This is a genomic window from Paraburkholderia mimosarum LMG 23256 = NBRC 106338, from assembly GCF_000739815.1.
Taxonomy (GTDB): Bacteria; Pseudomonadota; Gammaproteobacteria; order Burkholderiales; family Burkholderiaceae; genus Paraburkholderia; species Paraburkholderia mimosarum.
In genome coordinates this window covers 99,693-114,573 of sequence record NZ_BBJJ01000008.1, presented here as the reverse complement: position 1 = coordinate 114,573, position 14,881 = coordinate 99,693, and the positions used below count along the sequence as shown (strand labels likewise).

The 14,881-nt window shown below is 65.8% G+C and carries 17 protein-coding genes and 1 tRNA gene; 8 read left to right on the top strand and 10 right to left on the bottom strand.

What is annotated here, in order from left to right:
- Positions 1-222: 222 nt before the first annotated feature.
- From BMI01S_RS09180 to BMI01S_RS09170, 3 genes are all read right to left on the bottom strand, one after another.
- The gene (locus BMI01S_RS09180) at positions 223-507 is read right to left on the bottom strand and encodes a DUF1488 family protein (protein ID WP_028209983.1); all 285 of its coding nucleotides are present in this window, start codon (positions 505-507) and stop codon (positions 223-225) included.
- A 182-nt stretch (positions 508-689) separates the two neighbouring features.
- Positions 690-1,022, bottom strand: a complete 333-nt coding sequence (locus BMI01S_RS09175) for a DMT family transporter (protein ID WP_407668958.1) — start codon at positions 1,020-1,022, stop codon at positions 690-692.
- A gap of 19 nt (positions 1,023-1,041) precedes the next feature.
- Positions 1,042-1,539, bottom strand: coding sequence for a heme-degrading domain-containing protein (locus BMI01S_RS09170; RefSeq protein WP_028209985.1), 498 nt, complete (start codon positions 1,537-1,539; stop codon positions 1,042-1,044).
- Between the two features lie 239 nt (positions 1,540-1,778).
- Here BMI01S_RS09170 and BMI01S_RS09165 point away from each other — a divergent pair.
- From BMI01S_RS09165 to BMI01S_RS09135, 7 genes are all read left to right on the top strand, one after another.
- A tRNA-Met gene (locus tag BMI01S_RS09165) sits at positions 1,779-1,855 on the top strand.
- Positions 1,856-2,036: 181 nt separating this feature from the next.
- Complete coding sequence (locus tag BMI01S_RS09160) at positions 2,037-2,582, top strand: NUDIX hydrolase (protein ID WP_028209986.1); 546 nt, start codon at positions 2,037-2,039, stop codon at positions 2,580-2,582.
- A 23-nt stretch (positions 2,583-2,605) separates the two neighbouring features.
- Positions 2,606-3,370 carry a leucyl/phenylalanyl-tRNA--protein transferase gene (gene aat, locus BMI01S_RS09155; RefSeq protein WP_028209987.1) on the top strand — a complete coding sequence of 255 codons (765 nt, stop codon included), beginning with the start codon at positions 2,606-2,608 and terminating at the stop codon, positions 3,368-3,370.
- Positions 3,371-3,591: 221 nt separating this feature from the next.
- Entirely contained in the window at positions 3,592-4,356 is a 765-nt protein-coding gene (locus tag BMI01S_RS09150) for an arginyltransferase (protein WP_042288959.1), read from the top strand.
- A gap of 102 nt (positions 4,357-4,458) precedes the next feature.
- On the top strand, positions 4,459-5,493 hold the full coding sequence (locus BMI01S_RS09145) for a quinone-dependent dihydroorotate dehydrogenase (protein WP_028209988.1): 1,035 nt from the start codon (positions 4,459-4,461) through the stop codon (positions 5,491-5,493).
- Positions 5,494-5,578: 85 nt separating this feature from the next.
- Positions 5,579-6,376 carry a cystine ABC transporter substrate-binding protein gene (locus tag BMI01S_RS09140; protein ID WP_028209989.1) on the top strand — a complete coding sequence of 266 codons (798 nt, stop codon included), beginning with the start codon at positions 5,579-5,581 and terminating at the stop codon, positions 6,374-6,376.
- 134 nt (positions 6,377-6,510) lie between these two features.
- A complete protein-coding gene (locus tag BMI01S_RS09135; protein ID WP_028209990.1) occupies positions 6,511-7,170 on the top strand; it encodes an amino acid ABC transporter permease in 660 nt (219 codons plus the stop codon).
- A 77-nt stretch (positions 7,171-7,247) separates the two neighbouring features.
- Here BMI01S_RS09135 and BMI01S_RS09130 read toward each other — a convergent pair whose 3' ends face one another.
- The 4 genes from BMI01S_RS09130 to BMI01S_RS09120 form a co-directional block, all read right to left on the bottom strand.
- A complete protein-coding gene (locus tag BMI01S_RS09130; protein WP_028209991.1) occupies positions 7,248-8,225 on the bottom strand; it encodes a Gfo/Idh/MocA family protein in 978 nt (325 codons plus the stop codon).
- A gap of 171 nt (positions 8,226-8,396) precedes the next feature.
- Positions 8,397-9,116 (bottom strand): FadR/GntR family transcriptional regulator, encoded by a 720-nt coding sequence (locus BMI01S_RS09125; protein ID WP_028209992.1) that lies wholly within the window; start codon positions 9,114-9,116, stop codon positions 8,397-8,399.
- Positions 9,117-9,195: 79 nt separating this feature from the next.
- Complete coding sequence (locus BMI01S_RS40740) at positions 9,196-9,357, bottom strand: hypothetical protein (RefSeq protein ID WP_154671169.1); 162 nt, start codon at positions 9,355-9,357, stop codon at positions 9,196-9,198.
- A 138-nt stretch (positions 9,358-9,495) separates the two neighbouring features.
- The gene (locus tag BMI01S_RS09120) at positions 9,496-11,055 is read right to left on the bottom strand and encodes a mannose-1-phosphate guanylyltransferase/mannose-6-phosphate isomerase (protein ID WP_028209993.1); all 1,560 of its coding nucleotides are present in this window, start codon (positions 11,053-11,055) and stop codon (positions 9,496-9,498) included.
- Between the two features lie 747 nt (positions 11,056-11,802).
- Here BMI01S_RS09120 and BMI01S_RS09115 point away from each other — a divergent pair.
- Positions 11,803-12,537 carry a Crp/Fnr family transcriptional regulator gene (locus BMI01S_RS09115; RefSeq protein ID WP_028209994.1) on the top strand — a complete coding sequence of 245 codons (735 nt, stop codon included), beginning with the start codon at positions 11,803-11,805 and terminating at the stop codon, positions 12,535-12,537.
- A 235-nt stretch (positions 12,538-12,772) separates the two neighbouring features.
- Here BMI01S_RS09115 and BMI01S_RS09110 read toward each other — a convergent pair whose 3' ends face one another.
- The 3 genes from BMI01S_RS09110 to rlmB form a co-directional block, all read right to left on the bottom strand.
- On the bottom strand, positions 12,773-12,985 hold the full coding sequence (locus tag BMI01S_RS09110) for a hypothetical protein (protein WP_028209995.1): 213 nt from the start codon (positions 12,983-12,985) through the stop codon (positions 12,773-12,775).
- 142 nt (positions 12,986-13,127) lie between these two features.
- Complete coding sequence (gene rpiA / locus BMI01S_RS09105) at positions 13,128-13,823, bottom strand: ribose-5-phosphate isomerase RpiA (protein WP_028209996.1); 696 nt, start codon at positions 13,821-13,823, stop codon at positions 13,128-13,130.
- Between the two features lie 99 nt (positions 13,824-13,922).
- Positions 13,923-14,666 carry a 23S rRNA (guanosine(2251)-2'-O)-methyltransferase RlmB gene (gene rlmB, locus BMI01S_RS09100; protein ID WP_028230460.1) on the bottom strand — a complete coding sequence of 248 codons (744 nt, stop codon included), beginning with the start codon at positions 14,664-14,666 and terminating at the stop codon, positions 13,923-13,925.
- Positions 14,667-14,881: the final 215 nt, after the last annotated feature.

Below are 14,881 nucleotides of genomic sequence, written 5' to 3'. Positions count from 1 at the left end.
AATCGATACCGCTTCCGAGGCTATCACGACGCTGCGCCAGCCGTCCGCACCGCCGGCGGCTCGCCCGGCGCAGCGCGAACGCCGAACCAGGCATCGAGCGCGGCGTCGATCATCGGACCGTGCGCCGCGCGCTCCAGCCTCTTTGCGTTCGGCGATACTCATGGCAGCGCGAGCGGGTCGCGGCGGCCGGGACGTCATTACCTCCGGGCCGCGCGCCCTGGGCTACGAGTCCAGGCGACCGGGCGGAAAATGACCGCTCTTGAGCAGCACGGGCGTGCCGTTGCTGAGTTCGAGATGGGCGCGGGCCACCGCCTCGATACGCGGACGGCCGGCATCGAAAGCCTGCATCCATGCATCGCGAGTCGCGGGCAGCGCGCCGAAATGGTCCTCGAGAGCCTCGACGGAAATCGCGCACGGTACGCGCGCGCCGTCAACGAGCGCGGGAAAGACCACCGTGAGATTGGAGTCGCGATAGAGCGGCGCATCGGCGGGGAAACGAATGATCATGTCCTGCCCCAATGGGGAAATTCAGCGAATAGCCCTCCCGCCAGCCAACGACGCGGTGCACGGCGGTAACCGGCCATGTTACGCGCGGGAGAAAAAGCCTGGGGCGAACGTGACCGACGCCCTTGCCGACGCTATGGCCAGGCCGCCCGGGGCCTTGACGTCGTGCTGCGCGCCAAGGGTTTTCAGTGCGCCTGCATCTTCGAGAACAGATTGAGCACGACCACGCCGGCCACGATGAGGCCAAGCCCGAATACGGCCGGCAGATCGGGCACCTGCCGATAGAGCGCCATCGCAACGAGCGTGATGAGCACGATACCCACGCCGGACCACACCGCATAGACGATGCCGACCGGCAAGCTGCGCAAGGTGAGCGAGAGCCCGTAAAACGCGACGCCGTATCCCGCCACGACGATCGCCGACGGCACGAGCCGCGTAAAGCCGTCCGAGGCGCGCAGCGCAGAGGTCGCGATGACTTCCGCGACGATCGAGATGACGAGCCAGGTCCACGCAGACAAGACTGGGAAGCGCATCGCGTCAGACCTTCGCGAGCGCGAGCTGCGCGTACTCGACGTCGAGCTGCGCGCAAAGCGCCTCGACCACCAGTTCGTGATCGGCGCGTTGCGGCATGCCCGAGACCGTCACCGAGCCGATCACGCCCGCACCGGCCACGGTCAGCGGAAACGAGCCGCCGTGCGGCGCGAAATCGGCGATGGGCAAGCCGTGCTTTTCTGCGAGCGTCGAGCCGGTTTGCTGCATGCGTAGGCCGATCGCATAGGAGCTGCGGCGAAAGTGCTCGACCACGCGTGACTTGCGGCGCACCCAGTCGGCGTTATCGGGCGTGGCGCCTTCGAGCGCGCAGAAGAAGAGCGGTTGCCCGAACATGCGCACGTCGATGGCAACGGGAAGCGCGCGGGCTCGGGCAAGCTCGTGCAGATGCGAACCGAGCTGCCAGGCGCGATCGGCGTCGAAACGGGGAAATACCAGCGCATGCTCCTGCGCGGCTATCGATTGCAGATCGAGGGGAATGTCCATGAATGAGGCGTATGAAGGGAGCGTTGGGGGCGCAAGATGCCGGGGCGAGCGCGCAAGTCCGCGCAAGTCTATGTCCGAGCCACGACGAGCACTCCTGCGACCGAGCCCCGATTCTATCCCGAAGGATGGACAGGCCGTCCGCCGGCGTCGTGCAATCGTTCTGCAAACGCACGGAAAGGCACTCGTCATTTATTGTTGCAACGCCGCGCGATCTGTCATATAATTTTTTCTTCGACGGACGCGGGGTGGAGCAGTCTGGCAGCTCGTCGGGCTCATAACCCGAAGGTCGTAGGTTCAAATCCTACCCCCGCAACCAGCAGAATTCGAAAGGGTTACAAGGCAAGGGTCTTGTAACCCTTTTCCCGTTTACGGTCTCCCACGCCGGGAAGTGCAATCGAGCGCGGATTTCCCCCTCTTCTTCGAGCCGTCTTCGAGCAACATCCGGCAGCGATGTGCAGCGGTGATAAACTCGCATCACCCATCCCCCTATCGTGCCCATGAAATTCTGCTCGACTTGCGGTCAGGCGGTCAGCCTGCTCATTCCGCCCGGCGACAATCGCGAACGCTATGTCTGCTCGCACTGCGGCACCGTCCACTACCAGAATCCACGCAACGTGGTCGGCACGGTGCCGGTCTGGGAAGACAAGGTGCTCTTGTGCCGCCGCGCGATCGAGCCGCGCTACGGCTACTGGACACTGCCAGCAGGCTTCATGGAAATGGGCGAGACAACCGCCGAAGCCGCGGCGCGCGAAACACTCGAGGAAGCCGGCGCACGCGTCGAGGTGCAGAATCTCTTTTCGCTGCTGAACGTGCCGCGCGTGCACCAGGTGCATCTGTTCTATCTCGCGCGCCTGCTCGACATCGAAATCGAAGCCGGTGAGGAAAGCCTCGAAGTGAGGCTTTTCGAAGAGCACGAGATTCCCTGGGACGACATTGCGTTCCCCACCGTCGGCCAGACCCTGCGCTTTTTCTTTGCCGATCGCCAGTCCGGCAGCTACGGGCTGCACACCGGCGACGTCCTGCGCTCGCTGCGCGACGGCTGACAGTCCCGCGAGTCCCCGCGACGATGGTCCCCTGGCTTTCGCCCGACGACCCCTTTCCCGCCGTCGAGCGCGCGCTCGGCGCGTCGAGCGGCGCGCCGGGCCTGCTCGCCGCGAGCGCGGACCTGCTGCCCTCGCGCCTCGTCGACGCCTATCGGCGCGGCATCTTCCCCTGGTACTCCGACGGCCAGCCGGTCCTCTGGTGGAGCCCCGACCCGCGCATGATCCTGCGGCCCGACGAGTTCAAGGTCTCGCCTTCGTTCAGGAAGACGCTCAAGCGCGTGCTGCGCGAGAACGCGTGGGAGATTCGCGTCGACAACAATTTCGCCGCCGTGATGCGCGCATGCGCGAGCGCGCCCCGGCGCGGACAGCGCGGCACCTGGATTACGGGCGACGTGATCGATGCCTACTCCACCCTGCACCGCGTGGGCGATGCGCACAGCGTCGAGGCATGGTGCAACGGCGAGCGTGTAGGCGGTCTTTACGGCGTGGCGCTCGGCACGATGTTCTTCGGCGAGTCGATGTTCGCCTCGGTCACCGACGCCTCGAAGATCGCGCTCGCGGCGCTCGTCGCGCACCTGCGCCGCCACGGCGTCGAGATGATCGACTGCCAGCAGAACACCGCGCATCTCGCCTCGCTCGGCGGACGCGAAATCTCGCGCAAGGTGTTCATCGCCCACGTGCGCACGCACGTGAACGCGGCACCCATTCCCTGGAAATTCGACAAAGCCGTGCTCGCCGATCTGCTCGGCGGCAGCGGCGCGCCCGACGAGTTCCTGCCCGCCGCATGAAGGGCGAGCGAGCCGCGCATGCGCGGCGAAAGCGCCCCGCTTGCGCACGCGCGACGGCGCGCGCAATTCGATGGATCCCTGCTCGGCGTCGATGTTAGACTAAAAAGCGAACCCGTCGCCCCCTCCGCCCAGCGCCGTTCAGGCTGGCGAACGTCACGCGCGAGGCCGGGTGCGCGATGCGCGCCTGAGGGACGATCCGAACTGCTACGAGAGCTGCCAACGTGACGCATCCAAACGAGCTGCCGCTTTCACCGCTTTCCGCGCTGCAATTCTATGCAACGGCGCCCTACCCTTGCAGCTACCTGGAGGGGCGCATCGCACGCTCGCAGGTGGCCACGCCGAGCCATCTCATCAACTCCGACGTCTATACCGATCTCGTGAAGGCGGGCTTCCGGCGTTCCGGCGTATTCACCTATCGGCCCTACTGCGACGGTTGCCGCGCGTGCGTGCCGGTGCGCGTGCCGGTCGAGCGCTTCGCGCCTGGCCGCACGCAACGCCGCGCGTGGAAGCGCCACGCCGCGCTCGTCGCAACGGTCGCGCCACTGCACTATGACGAGGCGCACTACGCGCTCTATATGCGCTACCAGTCCGCGCGCCACGCGGGCGGCGGCATGGACCGCGACAGCCGCGACCAGTACGAGCAGTTCCTGCTGCAAAGCCGGATCAACTCGCGGCTCGTCGAATTCCGCGAGCCCGATCCCGCGCATCCCGACGAGCCCGGCACGCTGCGCATGGTGAGCATGATCGACATCCTCGGCGACGGGCTCTCCTCGGTCTACACGTTCTTCGACCCCGATACGCCGCATACGAGCTACGGCACCTACAACATCCTCTGGCAGATCGAGCAGGCGCGCAGCCTTCAACTGCCTTACGTCTATCTCGGCTACTGGATCCGCGAGAGCCCGAAGATGGCGTACAAGGCCCGCTTTCAGCCGCTCGAAGGCCTCTTCGACGGCGCATGGACCACGCTCCCACCCGGAGCCTGAGCGTCCGGCCGGTCGAATCGGGCCGCCCCCGCATCGCCCTCGGGCGGCGTTACCGCTAAAATACCGGGTTCCCATTTTCCGGCGCCCGCGCCTTTCCCTTCCGTGTTCAGCACCCTTTATCCGTTCGTCCGCGACCAGCTCTTTCGCATGGACGCCGAAGATGCCCACCACCTTTCCCTGCGCATGATCGGCGCCGCCGGGCGCACCGGCATGGCCGGGCTGCTCGCGCCGCGCGTGCCCGATTCGCCGCGCACCGTCATGGGCCTCACGTTCCGCAATCCCGTGGGCCTCGCCGCGGGCCTCGACAAGGAAGGCGCCGCCATCGACGGCTTCGCCGCGTTGGGCTTCGGCTTCATCGAAGTGGGCACCGTGACGCCGCGGCCGCAGCCGGGCAATCCGCGGCCGCGCATCTTCCGGCTGCCCCAGGCGGGCGGCATCATCAACCGGATGGGGTTCAACAATCACGGCGTCGAACAGTTCGTGAAGAACGTGCAGGCCGCGCGCTATCGCGGCATTCTCGGCCTGAACATCGGCAAGAACGCCGATACGCCGATCGAGCGCGCCGCCGACGATTATCTCTTCTGCCTCGAGCGCGTCTATCCGTTCGCGAGCTACGTGACGATCAACATCTCGTCGCCGAATACGAAGAATCTGCGCCAGTTGCAGGGCGCGGGTGAACTCGATGCCCTCCTCGCGGCGCTCAAGGACAAGCAGCAGCGCCTTGCCGACATGCACGGCAAGCTCGTGCCGCTCGCGCTGAAGATTGCGCCCGATCTCGACGACGAGCAGATCAAGGAGATCGCCGACACGCTCCTGCGCCACAAGATCGAAGGCGTGATCGCGACCAACACCACGCTCTCGCGCGCGGCGGTGGAAGGCATGCCCAATGCGAACGAAGCGGGCGGCCTCTCCGGGCGCCCCGTGTTCGATGCGTCGAACAACGTCATCCGCAAGCTGCGGGCCGAGCTGGGCGATCAAGTGCCGATCATCGGCGTGGGCGGCATTTTTTCGGGCGACGACGCGCGCGCGAAGATCGCGGCCGGCGCCTCGCTCGTGCAGCTCTATACGGGCTTCATCTACCGCGGCCCGGCGCTCGTCGCCGAATGCGCGCGGGCGCTGGCCTCGGGCCGCGCGTGAAGCTATAGTGGCAGGCTGGTCATGGCGCATCGAAGGCGCCGTGCACTAGCACCAAAGAATCGCAGCAGCAGAACAAGAGGAAAACATGAAATCCGCTTTGCTGAAAAAACTCCTTGCACTCGCCGTCGTCGGCGTATCGTTCGCCGCGGCCGGCGCCCACGCCGAAGACCTGCTCGATCAGGTCAAGGCACGCGGCACGCTGCGCGTGGGTCTCGAAGGCACGTTCCCCCCATTCAATTCGAAGGCGCCCAATGGCGAGCTGGTCGGCTATGACGTCGACATCGCCAAAGCCGTGGCCGCGAAGATGGGCCTGAAACCCGAGTTCGTCACGACCGAGTGGAGCGGCATCATCGCCGGCCTCCAGGCCGGCAAGTTCGACGTGATCGTGAACCAGGTCGGCGTCACCGATCAGCGCAAGGCTGCGCTCGACTTCTCGCCGGCATACACCTACTCGGCCGCGCAACTCATCCAGCGCAAGGACGACACACGCCAGTTCAAGTCGCTCGAGGACCTCAAGGGCAAGAAGCTAGGCGTCGGTCTCGGCACGAACTATATGGACATGGCCAAGTCGGTGCCGGGCATCGACGTGAAGACCTATCCGGGCGCGCCCGAATATCTGCGCGACCTCGCCGCGAACCGTCTCGACGCGGCGCTCAACGACCGCCTGATGCTCGCGTATCTGCTGAAGAACTCGCAGCTGCCGCTGCGCACGGGCGCCATCGTAGGCGACGGCAACCCGTCGGCCATCCCTTTCAGGAAGGGCAATCCGAAGTTCGCCAAGGCGATCGACGACGCGATGACGCAACTCGAAGCCGACGGCACGTTCTCGAAGATTTCGGACAAGTGGTTCGGCATCGACGTGACCAAGCCGCTCTCGCGCTGATCTCGCCATGTTCCTGAGCACCGCACAGCCGGGCTGACGCGAAGGGCGGCATCGCACGATGCCGCCCTTCGTCTATCTGCGGCCATCGATGCGGCCACAAGCAAACCGCGCAACTTAATCTCGTAACTACGCCCATGCCCATTTACACGCTCATCATCCAGTCGTTGCCGGTGCTCGCGCAGGGCGCTGTGCTGACGGTCAAGTTCGCCGTGCTCTCGATGATCTTCGGGCTCATCGGCGGTGCCACGCTCGCACTCATGGGCATCAGCTCGAACCGCGCGCTCGTGTACGTCGCGCGCGTGTACGTGAGCCTGATGCGCGGCACCCCGCTGCTCGTGCAGATCTTCGTCGTGTACTATGGACTGCCGAGTATCGGCATCTCGCTGGATCCAACGCCCGCGGGCGTGATCGCGCTTTCGGCGAACGTGGCGGCGTATCTCTCCGAGAGCATGCGCGGGGCGATTCTCGGCATTCACAGCGGCCAGTGGCACGCGGCCTACAGCCTCGGCCTCTCGCGCACTCAGACGCTGCGCTACGTAATCGCGCCGCAGGCGCTGCGCATTGCCGTGCCGAGCCTCTCGAACAGTCTCATCAGCCTCATCAAGGACACTTCGCTCGTCTCCGTCATCACCGTGACGGAGTTGCTGCGCAGTGCGCAGGAGATCATCGCCTCGACCTATCAGCCGCTGCCGCTCTATCTCGCGGCCGCCGCCATTTACTGGGTGCTGTGTCAGGTGCTCGAGTGGATCCAGCACTGGTACGAAAAGCGCCTTGCGCTGCCCGCGCGGCACTGAAACTCCGCGCCCGACCGAGCTTTCGCACACGGCCCGCACATGCGGGCCGTGCCGTTTCCAGCCCGCTCGCGAAGCTTTCACTCGCAGGGAAAGCGCAGTCCGAGCGCCGCGCGCGCGGCGTCCGCCATGGCAAGCATGCGGCGCGACGTGTCGTGCGTCATCACCGGGCTTTCCAGCGCACCCGCGCGCAGCAGTTCGCAGAAGTGCGCGGTCTCGTAGTTGAGGCCGCCGCCCTCGAACGGCTCGTCGAGTTCGACGACGCGGCCATCGGCATAACGCACCGTCGCGCGCGACGGATTCCACCAGTTCGCATGAATCGTCACGTTGCCAAGCGGCCCCGCGAGCAGCGCGTCGCCATGGCCGTGGAGATCGAGCCCGCAAAATAGCTGCGCGATGCCATGCTCGTGCTGGCAGTTCAGGCTCGCAAACGTATCGACGCCAGTCGCACCTAGACGCCCGATGGTCTGCACCTCGCGTGGCGCGCCGAGCCAGTCCACCGCGAGAAACATTTCGTAGACGCCGATGTCGAGCAGCGCCCCGCCCGCCTGCTCGAACGAATACGACGGATGATCGGCCGGCACGTTCGCAACCGAGCAGCCCGCGCGCACGAGCCCGACGGGTCCGATCGGATCGGCAGCAAGTTGCGCGCGCAACGTTCGATAGAGGGGATAGAACGGCGGCTTCATCGCCTCCATGAAGAGGCGCTGCGCGCGGCGCGCCGCGTCGAGTACGCGTTCGAGCTGCGCGCCGTTGACCGTTGCAGGTTTCTCGCACAGCACGGGCAGGCCGGCTTCGAGCGCCGCAATGGCGTAGTGCGCGTGGCTGTCCTGCATCGTGGCGATGTAGACGGCGTCGATGCCGCTGGCGAAGAGTGCGTCCAGACTCTCGCACGCCTGGGCGCCGCAGGTGGCGGCAAGCGCCTGCGCGGTTGCCGCGCGCCGCGACCAGACCGCTTCGACACGTGCATGCGGCACGTGCGCGGCGCCCTGCGCGAAGCGGTGCGCAATGCGGCCCGCGCCGACGATGCCCCAACGTATGGTTTTGGTGTCGCTCATGTGCTGCGTGCTCCGGCTGTGAGGTCCGAGGCCGCCGCGTCGCTCGCGGCGCGCCCAAAGACACGCACGATACCGGCACGCACGCCGCGCCGCAATGCACTCGCCGCCATCCCGCTCGGTTCGCCCGTAGCGGTAGCGAATCGAGCCGGTGAATCCATCCCGAAAGCGGCCTTAGCGCTGCTCCAGTGCCTCGGGGGCGAACGCGCGAGTGAGTTCGTCGGCGGTGTACTCGATCATCGCGAGCGCGGCCGCTTCGGCCTCTTTGGGTGCGCGCCGCTCGATCGCGTCGATCACGCGTTCGTGCGCCGCCAGGACGTTTTGCCAGCCGCCGTCCCGCGCGCTGAGAATCGGGTTGACGAGCGAGAGCGCGCCGCGAATGATCGCCGCCATCTGCTGATAAAACTGATTCCCGCTCGCGGCGAGGATGCGCGTATGCAAAAGCGCGTCAGCGTTCTGAAAGTTCGGATCGTCGGTGCCCGTCTGCCGCAGCGCCTCGAACGCATCGCGAATGCCAGCGATGTCCGCCGCACTGGCACGCGTAGCCGCGAGCGCGCATGCGGCCGGTTCGATCAGGCCGCGAAACTCGATCACGTCGCGCAAGAACGTCTTGTCCGGCTTCGAGCGAAACCGCCAGTTCACGACATCCTCGTCGATCATGCGCCAGTCGCGCATGGGCCGGATGCGCGTGCCGATCTTCGGCCGCACATCGAGCATGTGACGCGCGAGCAGCATGGATAGCGCCTCGCGCATCACCGTGCGGCTCACGTCGAACTCCTTCGAGAGGATATCCTGCGGCGGCAGCACGGCGCCATACCGCTCCTCGACGATGCCTGCGATCAGCCCGTCCATCACTTTGCTGACGAGCGAGCGTTCCTTGTTCCCCAGTTCCATGACCCTACCCCCCCGATGTGGCGTTATCGCCCATGTTTGCCGGTTACTGCGCGGGCCCTCGTGCGTCGTCGAACTTATGTCATACGTTGCCATGCTGTTCGCATAATTCGCCAGCCAGGATATCTCCTGACATGTGGCTTGCTACGCAGGCGTGTTGTTCGTATTGACTCTTGCTGCGGCGGCCCTTGTGCTTTGCGAAGGTGCTGCTTTGCTGCTCTTCTTGTAAGGCGATCGTATACATCGCCCACTTACTTCACAGATCGTTCTGTATCCATCGGCACTCCCTGGCTGTGCATATGCAGGGACACCGGTACGCATGTTTCTCTTTCGCACGCTTTTTAGCGCGCGCGCGTTATCGCCTCCGGCGCTTTCAGCGCTCTCAGCGCTCTACACGACCGTACTGGTCGTCGAAGCGCACGATGTCGTCTTCGCCCAGGTATCCGCCCGACTGCACCTCGATGATCTCCAGCTGCGTCTTGCCCGGATTCTCCAGCCGGTGCTTCACGCCAAGCGGGATGTACGTGGACTCGTTTTCCGCAAGCAGGAAAATCTCCTCGCCGCGCGTGACGCGCGCCGTGCCGCGCACCACGGTCCAGTGCTCGGCGCGGTGGTGATGCATCTGCAGCGACAGGCGCCCGCCCGGCTTCACGACGATGCGCTTGACCTGGAAGCGTTCGCCCCGATCGAGCGAGTCATAGCAGCCCCAGGGCCGCTCCACACGGCGGTGGTGCTGCGCGACCTCGCTGCGTTGCACGCGCAGCTTGTTCACGACGGCCTTCACGTCCTGTACGCGATCCTTGGCCGCGACCAGCACCGCGTCGGCCGTTTCCACCACCACGACGCCGTGCACGCCCACGCAAGCCACGAGGCGCCCATCCGAATGCGCGAAGGTGTCCGTCACGTCTTCGAGCATCACGCGGCCGCGCGCCACATTGCCGCTCGCGTCCTTGGTCGACGCCTGCCACACCGCGTCCCAGGCGCCGACGTCCGACCAGCCCGCCACCAGCGGCACGACCACACCCGCGAGCCGTGCGTCCGAGCCGACCGACTCCATCACCGCGTAGTCGATCGAATCGGACGGGCACGCGGTGAGCGCGTCCGCGTCGAGATGCACGGTGCCGTCGGCGTCGACGACGGCGGCCTCGAACGCCGCCGCGCATTGCGCCGCGATGGCCGGCCGGCAATGCGCGATCGCGGCAAGCCATACCGATGCACGCGCGACGAAAATGCCGCTGTTCCAGAGGTAATCGCCGCAGGCGAGGTAGCTCGCCGCCAGCTCGGCGTCGGGCTTCTCCACGAAGCGCTCGATCCGGCGCGCGCCGCTCGTGCCCAATGCGACGCCCGCGCCGATGTATCCATATCCGGTTTCCGCGCGCTGCGGCGGCACGCCGAGTGTGACGATCGCGCCGCGCGCCGCGTACGCCACCGCTTCTTCCAGCGCGGCGGCAAAAGCCGCGCGATCGGCAATCAGGTGGTCCGCCGGCATCGCAACGAGGATCGGGTCGCTGTCGCAAACGGCGCCTGCGTCGTCGCTCGTGAGCGCCGTCTGCTGGGCACTGCGCGCCACCAGCGCCGCGAGCGTCAAGGCGGGCGCCGTGTTGCGCGCGACCGGCTCCAGCACGACGCGCGCGGGCTGGCCGCTGCGGCTGAGGCGGTCGGCGGTCATGAGCCGAAGTTCCTCGCTGCTCACGACGATAGGCGCGGCCTTGCGGATCACCGAGCCCGCCTGCGCGTACACGCCGTCGAGCCGCCGCACGGTCGCCTCGAGCAGCGACTCGCCGTCGAGCAGATCGATCAGCTGTTTCGGACAATGCTCGCGCGAAAGCGGCCAGAGGCGCGTGCCCGAGCCACCGGCCAGCACCACGGGCTGAACGATCAGTGCGACTTCGCGTTCATTGGCTGCCGAGAGCAGGCCGGCAGGCGTCACGAGCTGGTTCATGCAGTGTGCTCCCCGTTGAAATACGCCGGGTCGCGCAGGCGATCTGCGCCGCTTCCTGTTGGCGATCTCGCCCGAAGCATCGCGCGCCTCCCGGACCTCTCAGACGTCTGCGGTCTCTTAACCTCCGAGACCTTTTACGGGCTTCATTGGACCAAAGCTCACCGAACCACTCTGTACGTATACCCACATTGATCGCACGTGCCCAGGCGAGCGCACTCGCGGCGCGACGTTTCACCGTCGAACGTTTTTTTGCGAGGAACGCATGCGTAGCAACAGAACTGAATCAAAAACCCTGATTTTCCGCGTAGCCGCCAATAGCAGACCCGAGCTTCCCGCGTCGATGTTTCAGTAAGGAGCCATTTCTGAACGTCTCCAGCCGTGCGCTGAAAAAATCAATGAAATCAGCGGCTTGCGCCTTACAAAAATTCGCTGCGCACAGTGATGCAACGCAAAATGGCCGTACAAAACTGAAACAAAAACGCGGCGTTATACCGCGCTGCATCATGGACGCATCGCGCCAGCCCGCATGCAGACGTGGTTTCGCTGCCGCTGGCACATACCCTGCTAAAGAGAGATCGCCACACGAGCGCAGGCGCGAACGAACGACACCGCGCGCGGGAGCACGCAGGGCTATGGGGCCGGCACGACGAACACAAGAGCCGTACGGGAAACGGCGAACAAAAACCAGTTCGCGGACGGAATCAAAAAACAGGAGGCAGCGCGAGCCGCCTCGCACGAGGACCAGTCATGTTATCCCTTCAATCCGATCTTCACGGCAACCATTTGCTGGGCGCCCTCCCGTCGCATGAATGGCAGGCTCTCGCCCCGCACCTCGAACTCGTTCATCTGCGCACCGAACAGCTGATCTGCGATTCCGGCCAGCGCATTCATCACGTGTACTTCCCGACCACTGCGATCATCTCGCTGCTCTCGACGATGGAAGACGGGAGCTCGGTCGAGATCGCCGCGATCGGCCGCGAAGGCATGTCGGGCGTGCCCGTGCTCACCGGCGGGGAGACGATGCCCAACCGCGTGCAGGTGCAATGCGCGGGCTTCGCCTATCGCATGAGCGCACAAGCGCTCAAACAGCAGTTCGCACGCTCCGACTTCCTGCGCCGCCTCATGCTGCTTTATATGCATGCGCTGCTCACGCAGGTCGCGCAGACCGCCGCGTGCAATCGTCATCACTCGCTCAACAAGCAGCTGTGCCGCTGGCTGCTGATCGAAGTGGACCGCGTGGCGTCCAACGATCTCGCCGTCACGCAGCAACTGATCGCCGACATGCTCGGCGTGCGCCGCGAGGGCATTACCGAAGCAGCGGGCAAGTTGCACGACGAAGGCCTCATCCATCACAGCCGCGGCCATATCCGTGTGCTCGATCGCGAGGGCCTCGAAGCCCGTGCCTGCGAATGCTACGGCCTCGTTCGCCGAGAGTTCGACCGGCTGCTGCCGCGACTGCGCCAGGCCGAAACCGTCGAGTGAAATCAAGCTCGCGCGCGTTGGCATTGCCCGCCGCGAGCTTCTCCCTTCGACGTCTGCGCGCAAAGCGTGCCTTTCGTGGCACGCTTTTGCGCATCTGGATGCCTCGTCTCCATCATGACGAAGACAGTCGAGCGAGATCGAGTGCAGCACAAACATAGAGGATAACGAAACAATCGAATCCGGTTCAGTCGGAGAGAGAACAGGGAGTACCCTCTTCTCTCCGGCCTCGCGGGATTCAATGTGTCGAAGGTGCCAGCGCCTGGGCAAGCGGCAACGGAGGCAGGTTCTCGGGTTCGCGCACGAACGGGTCGGCCGGTTCCTGGACCTTCGCATCCGTCCTGGTATCGGCGTTGCGCAATCGCACCGACGCGCCGTCGTTCTTCACGACCTTGCGGTTCCCGCCACAGGGATGATCGGTCAGTGCGGCCGCCTCGCGGAAATCGTCCACACCCACGCTGCGCCTGCAAACAACGACACCTCCGCAACAGCTAATCGCGGCATTGCGTTCGGCAGGCCAGGCAGGCCTGCCGGAAAAAAGAGCGGCAGCGTACAGGCAAAACCTGCCGCAGCTACCGCCCGCGCGAGGTCGCTCAGGCGTTGCGGTATTCGATGCGCTCGACGCCGGCTGCGCCGCCGAGCAGGCAAAGGTCGGCGCCGCGCGCAGCGAACAGACCCACCGTCACTACGCCCGGCCATGCATTGACATGCGCCTCGAGCGTGCGCGGGTCATTGATGTGCAAGCCTTTGACATCGAGGATCTCGTTGCCGTTGTCAGTGATGAAGGGCGAGCCGTCCTTCTGGACGCGTAGCACCGGCACGCCGCCGAGCGCCGTGACGCGGCGGCCGATCGCCGTGCGCGCCATCGGCACGACTTCGATGGGCAGCGGGAACTGCCCGAGCACGTCGACGCGCTTGCTCGCGTCCGCGATGCAGACGAATACGTCCGACACTGAAGCGACGATCTTCTCGCGCGTGAGCGCGCCGCCGCCCCCCTTGATCATGGCGCCAGCGCCGTCGATTTCATCGGCGCCATCCACATATACGGGCAGCGATTCGATCTCGTTGAGATCGAAAATCTTGAAGCCATGCGCTTCGAGGCGCGCGGTGGTGGCGACGGAACTGGACACGGCGCCGCGATAGCGGCTCTTGCTCGCGGCGAGCGCGTCGATGAAACAGTTCGCGGTGGAGCCCGTGCCGACGCCGATCACGGCGCCTTCCGGCACGTTCGCGTTGACATAGTCGGCGGCGGCCTGGCCGACCAGCTGCTTGAGTTCGTCTTGAGTCATGGGAGTACAGCCCGAGGAGGGGAAAAACGGGGAATCTGCGTAGTTTACCGGAGATGCGGGCACGGGCTGCCCGCATCTCGCGGATCACGCGTAAGGCGATCAGCGCGCGGCCGAGCGCTGCCGCACCGCTTCGAACAAACAGACGCCCGAAGCGACGGACACGTTCAGGCTCTCGACCGTGCCCGCCATCGGAATCTGCATGACTTCGTCGCAGGTTTCACGGATGAGGCGGCGCATGCCCTCGCCTTCGGCGCCGAGCACGATTGCCACCGGGCCATCGAGCTTCGTCTCATAGAGGTTCGCGCTCGCGTCGCCGGCGGTGCCGACCACCCACACGCCCGCGTCCTTGAGTTCGCGCAGGGCGCGCGCGAGGTTCGTGACGGTGATGTACGGCACGGTGTCCGCCGCGCCGCTCGCCACCTTCGCGGCCGTGGCGTTCAGCCCAACGGCGCGGTCGCGCGGCGCGATCACCGCGTGCGCGCCGGCCGCGTCGGCTACGCGCAGACACGCGCCGAGATTGTGCGGATCGGTCACGCCGTCGAGCACGAGCAGCAGCGGCGAGCCCTGGATGCCGTCGAGCAGCTCCGCGAGATTCTGGGCGAGCGCCAGGTCGCGCACGCGGGCCACCACGCCCTGGTGACGTTCCGTATGAGCGAGGCCCCAGAGGCGCGTTTCGTCGGCTGCGATCACGCGCACGCCGGCTTCCTTCGCGGCGTGCAGGAAGTCCTGCATGCGGCGGTCGCGGCGCGTCGGATCGTAGTAGACATCCTCGACCGTGGACGCGTCGTGCCGCAAACGCGCGGTCACCGCATGAAACCCGTAAAGAACCTTGAGACGTGACATGACTGAGACAACCCCTGATGAACGGTTCGCGGCGCAGACACTGCGCCGCCGACAACCCTGATACAGCCGGCCGCGCGATGCGTTCGGCGCTTGCGCGTCACGCCCGCAACTGGCAAGCGAGGCGTGGCACGCAAGTGAAAAAACCGGGCACGCGCTCGGCGGCGCGGCCCGGACATGAAACGGCGGCGGAGCGCGGCAGGCGCCCCGCTTAACGC